The sequence below is a fragment of the Pseudomonas sp. TWI628 genome (assembly GCF_039673865.1).
Taxonomy (GTDB): domain Bacteria; phylum Pseudomonadota; class Gammaproteobacteria; order Pseudomonadales; family Pseudomonadaceae; genus Aquipseudomonas.
The window spans coordinates 1-4,526 of record NZ_JBDJMM010000059.1 but is presented as its reverse complement, the minus strand read 5'-3'; the positions used below and the strand labels follow the sequence as shown (position 1 = coordinate 4,526).

Sequence of the window (4,526 nt, the reverse complement as noted above, 5' to 3'; positions counted from 1 at the left end):
AGATAGCCCAATAAATCGGCCTCATCGCGATGCTCTTCAGCCAACTCCTCGTCGGTCTGCTCGTCGAGCCCAACACGGCCCTTGAGCCCCGCAGACCAGTACAGCTGCCTCTTCCCGCGCATGACCTGGGCATATTCGGCGTATTTGGCACCAGCCTGCTTATCGCCGTCCTGGGCAAGTGCGAGGAGCCCAAACGGGTGCTTGCCCTTGGCCCTGCCCTGCTTGGTGCTGGCCTTCGCGATCTCGCTGTCGACACCCCAGTGCCGGCTGTCGTCCTGCTTGGCCAAGTAGTCGCTGGCCTTGCACCAGCCCTTGACGTCCACCGCGTGCGCGTCGAACGCCTCAACCTGCGCAGCGTTGTCCAGGTCGAGCAAGCCAGCCCGTGCGCAGCAGCTGCGCCACCGCTCCAGGATCTTTGCCTTCATAGCGTCAGCATCGACCCCCGCGTCGACGAACCACAACTCATGGGTATGCGGGTGCCAACCGTTCGCCCCGATAGTGAGCTCTAGCGAGCGGATCAGCCCCTGATACCCAGTCGCGGTCTTGAAGCGCGACCAGGGCGAACCTGCACGCAGGCGGTGCAATGCGTCGGCCTGCTGGCCGATCAGGTCTTTCAGCTTGTTCCAGGCGTAGTGCGGAAAGGTCAGCGTCACCATGGCTGACTGCAGGCCCTGCGCATCAGCCCACTCCACCGCCTGGGCGACCTCTTCACGGCGGCGCTCCTGCACCTTGGCGGCGCATACGGGGCACGCCCATACGCTGCCGCAGGACATGAGGCCGGTATAAAACGCGCTGGAGTGCTCGCGGGAGGCGTGGACGCCCACAAAGCCGGATACGTTGATCCACTTGCATTTGGCGGTGCGGTGCCAGTCGTGCGGGTGTTTGAGACCTTCGTGTTTGCCCTGGTGTAGAAACAAGGCGCGAGCAGAAGCCAAGAGCTCGTACCGGGTCGCACGGTCGGCCTGCAGCTTCGCTCGAAGGTCAGGGGGGGTAGCAGATTTCGTGTACTTCCCTAGAGGCCCGCGACCAGCCCTGGAATCACGCTCTACTGTTGGCGCATCTGACATGCCCACCTCCGCCGTCCTGGCGGGGTGAGCACTTGAATAATCTGAGTGCTATCGACATACTGTCCCCGAACTTAAGTGGAAAACCCTGGGGAGCGTTGGCGCGCTGTGATCCGGGGTTTTTTGCTTTTTGTCGTCTGCTCTTTTGGCGACGGACGGCTTATCTTGCACGCTTACTAATCAAGTTTCAACTCTCCAAAACTTGTAACTCTTTGACGTTTTTGGCCTTTTTCAGTAGACATCTTCGTCGATAGTGGCCTTTTCTTGTCAGTCTCAAGCCCAGCATTTTTTATGACTTCCGCCAGTGTTTCCGCTGATTTCTGCTGGCTGGTCGCTGCTTTCGCCGGAGGCGGCTGGCTGTGATCGACGCGAATTGATGATAAGTCAGCTTCGAATGGCACCTTGGGCAGACCTTTCCCACTTCCTCGCGCCGTACGGCTATTGCCATAAACATCGACGCTTTCAGTCGCCTGATGCCCCATCAGATACGCGATTTCTACTCGGTCTAAACCCGAGCCTTTGAGATTCGCGCCCATCTGGTGCCGGTATGAGTAGAGCGACGGTACCGCCTTGCGCTGTGGCCAGAGTTTCTTGCCTGCAGCCCTAATCCGATCCTGTACCGGGCCAATATCGCCCTTCAGGTAGCGAACGGCAGCTTCGATGTGCCTGACTACCTCCGGTGGAAACACCATTTCGCGGTCGGCGCCACGATTTCCGGCATGGCTTTTTTTTGCGCCCTGGATAAACACCTTACCGTCGCGAACCTCGATGTTCTTGAACTCGGCAGGCCGGGCCCCGGTGTGCTTTGCGACAAACAACGCAGCTGTTGTTTGAGCGTCATCAAGCTTGGTGAAGTGCAGCATCAAGCGTTCATCGTCCGCTTGCTCAACTCGCTTTACGCGAACCTGTTTGGACTTGATGCCCTCGCTTCCGCCGTCCTTGGTCAGCGGGTTTTTCGTGACATCAATCCTCTTCGCCGCCTCCGGAAAGCCCCGCTCCCGCTGATCGAAAGCCAAGGCATTGCGGAGCTTTCGCCAATACGCAGGCCGGTATTCACTCGCAGCCGCTTGCAGCGAATCAGCGATGCGTTTCGGGGTTGGTTGCTCCCCCTTGAGGCGGGTTTTGTAAAAGTATGCGGCAAGCTTCCGGTAAGACTCTTGCGTGATTGGTGTCATGGGGGTTCTCCCTTCTCGTTGTAGTAAGTGCGCAAAGTTGAGCTGAAAAGGCCTCCGTCGTGACGCCAGACTGTGCTCGTACACAACACGAGCCCAAGGAGGCACAACCAATGCAGATTCATCCTGCGGTGTTTCAAACCGTCGCTGTCCTCGTTGTCCTGCATCAGCTGATCGGTGCACCAATCAGCATCACCCTTAACCTCGGGTGAAGATCAAAACCAAGGGCTCTGCCCTTGTTAACCCGCTCTCGCCTGCGAGGCATCGGGAGCGTGGGGAGGTGAAGCGCTTCCCCCCACTCCCAATGCAACGCTGCGACCGGACTAATCAGCCTCAAGCACTAAATCGGAACCCCATTCTTCGAACGGGGCCCCCACGATTTAGCGCTTGACCCTGATCAGTCCTGAGCAAAATCAAGATCAAGAGCAGGGTGTTTTCCGGGGGACTCCGTTCCTTCGTCACTACACCCCCTCCATGCCCTCTAACGTGACGTTCGAGGTCACCACACCCCCATACTTCCGCTCGGAAGTATGGTTTACAAAGAGTAGCACGGCAGCAAATATACTGTATACTTATACATATGTTCGAGCCGCTTTTACGGCATCAGGAGCCGCTGCAATGACCACCAAACCCGATATGAAGTTGGAAGAGCTCCGCAGGAAAGAGGAGCTGCACGCGATGGCTGATCAGATCATCAAGGGATGCGAAGAAAATCTCAGAGACTTAGCCAAGCGCGGTGACAAGCGTGCTCAAGCAGAAGTGTTGAAGCGTGGGCTAGCCAGCTAACAAAGAGGCCACCTTTCGGTGGCCTTTTTTGTGTGGGCACCCCTACAAGCAATTCCTTGCTTGTGCTTGCTTGCGTTCGCTTGTTGGTGTTTACTACTGTAAATACGTTACTACAACGTAGCTACGTTTTCTGAAAAGAGGTGATATCATGGCTGCCGTACTGAAAACCACTGACGTGCGTTGCCGCATCGAGGAGGATTTGAAAGAGCGCGCTACAGCTGTACTCCAGGGCTGCGGCCTGAGCATCAGCGACGCCATGCGCCTATTCCTCCGCCAAGTTGTCGCAACCCGTGGATTGCCGTTTGAGGTTCGCGTGCCGAGCGAGAAAACTGCTCGCGCTCTCGCACAAGCCAACGACATTCGCCGTCAGTTCTACTCGATGGAAGAGATGCTTGGGGATCTGAATGGCGAAGCAGGAGAAGAAACAAAAGCGGGCCGCAATGCCAAGGAGCGTCACTTACACGGCTGAATTCAGAAAATCCTGGAAGCGCTATGAACGAGCCGGCATGAGAGACATGAACGAGGCTGTTGCCGTCATGTCCATGCTTTTCGAAGGTAAGCCCCTGCCACCAGAATATCTTGACCATGAGTTAAGAGGTGCTTGGGAAGGCTCCCGCGAATGCCATATTGGTGGTGACTTTCTCTTGGTCTACCAGGATGACGGCCACTTACTGAACTTCGTTGATTTAGGTTCACACAGTGAGCTTTTCGGTTAGACCCTCAGAAATGCCAATAAACAAACCCCGCTATAGCGGGGTTTGTTTTTACAACGGTCTAACGCCTTGCTACCTCATGCTCTAAAAGCAAGGAATTCTGACGGCCAGGACGAGCCTTCGAACTGCGTCCAGCAGGTGGAGACCCCAAGCCACCCCCAACACCCAACAGGGCTTCAATGACGCGCTTAAGCGCCTCCATAACCAAGTCGAGAAGCGATCCATCGACCAACATCACTTCACCCTCTTGGTCTAGATCCCTGTCTCTTGAATTTTCGGCATAACCCCGACTGCGCATCATTTGGAATGCTGGCCAGACATGCGTTGGCATATCTATTTCGGCTACCCGATACACCATTTCCTCGTCGACTCGAGGAGCTGGAGCCGCCCCCACAATCTCGCGGACTTTTTCTTGGAATGGAGCCCCATAAAGGGCCTTACCCACTTGGGTAAAAAGCTCTTTTTCTTCGGTACTCAACATCACTACTTGTTGTTGCATCGCGCTTCTCCGTCGCTTGGGTTTATCCCAGCATGCGGATGGAGCAAAAGCCGGCGCAACAGGTTTCCGTAGCGATCGCACCAGGTGCTGAACTGCTACCCAACCTCCGTTGCTTTCGGCAGCATCCAGCACCTGCGCCCGCAAGCCTGCAGCCCGAATCAGTTTCCAGTCATCGCAGTCCAGATAGCCCAATAAATCGGCCTCATCGCGATGCTCTTCAGCCAACTCCTCGTCGGTCTGCTCGTCGAGCCCAACACGGCCCTTGAGCCCCGCAGACCAGTACAGCTGCCTC

5 protein-coding genes and 1 pseudogene are annotated in these 4,526 nt (G+C 56.4%); 3 read left to right on the top strand and 3 right to left on the bottom strand.

What is annotated here, in order from left to right; genetic code table 11:
• Together ABE528_RS27250 and ABE528_RS27245 are read right to left on the bottom strand one after the other, a co-directional pair.
• A partial coding sequence (locus tag ABE528_RS27250; protein WP_346654626.1) for a protein rep occupies positions 1–935 on the bottom strand: 935 nt, incomplete at its 3' end.
• A gap of 305 nt (positions 936–1,240) precedes the next feature.
• A complete protein-coding gene (locus tag ABE528_RS27245; protein WP_346654625.1) occupies positions 1,241–2,239 on the bottom strand; it encodes a site-specific integrase in 999 nt (332 codons plus the stop codon).
• A gap of 615 nt (positions 2,240–2,854) precedes the next feature.
• Between ABE528_RS27245 and ABE528_RS27240 the strand changes: the two genes are divergently transcribed.
• The 3 genes from ABE528_RS27240 to ABE528_RS27230 all read left to right on the top strand — a co-directional run bounded on the left by ABE528_RS27240 (position 2,855) and on the right by ABE528_RS27230 (position 3,738).
• Complete coding sequence (locus ABE528_RS27240; RefSeq protein WP_346654624.1) at positions 2,855–3,022, top strand: hypothetical protein; 168 nt, start codon at positions 2,855–2,857, stop codon at positions 3,020–3,022.
• Between the two features lie 148 nt (positions 3,023–3,170).
• Positions 3,171–3,491, top strand: coding sequence for a type II toxin-antitoxin system RelB/DinJ family antitoxin (locus ABE528_RS27235; protein WP_346654623.1), 321 nt, complete (start codon positions 3,171–3,173; stop codon positions 3,489–3,491).
• Positions 3,492–3,528: 37 nt separating this feature from the next.
• Positions 3,529–3,738 carry a type II toxin-antitoxin system YafQ family toxin gene (locus tag ABE528_RS27230; protein ID WP_346654622.1) on the top strand — a complete coding sequence of 70 codons (210 nt, stop codon included), beginning with the start codon at positions 3,529–3,531 and terminating at the stop codon, positions 3,736–3,738.
• Positions 3,739–3,796: 58 nt separating this feature from the next.
• Here the strand turns inward: ABE528_RS27230 and ABE528_RS27225 are convergent.
• A pseudogene (locus tag ABE528_RS27225) lies at positions 3,797–4,526 on the bottom strand (hypothetical protein); the annotation flags it as partial.

What these genes read in the sequence shown, in the direction of transcription:
- ABE528_RS27245 (WP_346654625.1), bottom strand. Translation starts at nt 2,239, where the DNA reads ATGACACCAATCACGCAAGAGTCTTACCGGAAGCTTGCCGCATACTTT.
- ABE528_RS27240 (WP_346654624.1), top strand. Translation starts at nt 2,855, where the DNA reads ATGACCACCAAACCCGATATGAAGTTGGAAGAGCTCCGCAGGAAAGAG.
- ABE528_RS27235 (WP_346654623.1), top strand. Translation starts at nt 3,171, where the DNA reads ATGGCTGCCGTACTGAAAACCACTGACGTGCGTTGCCGCATCGAGGAG.
- ABE528_RS27230 (WP_346654622.1), top strand. Translation starts at nt 3,529, where the DNA reads ATGAGAGACATGAACGAGGCTGTTGCCGTCATGTCCATGCTTTTCGAA.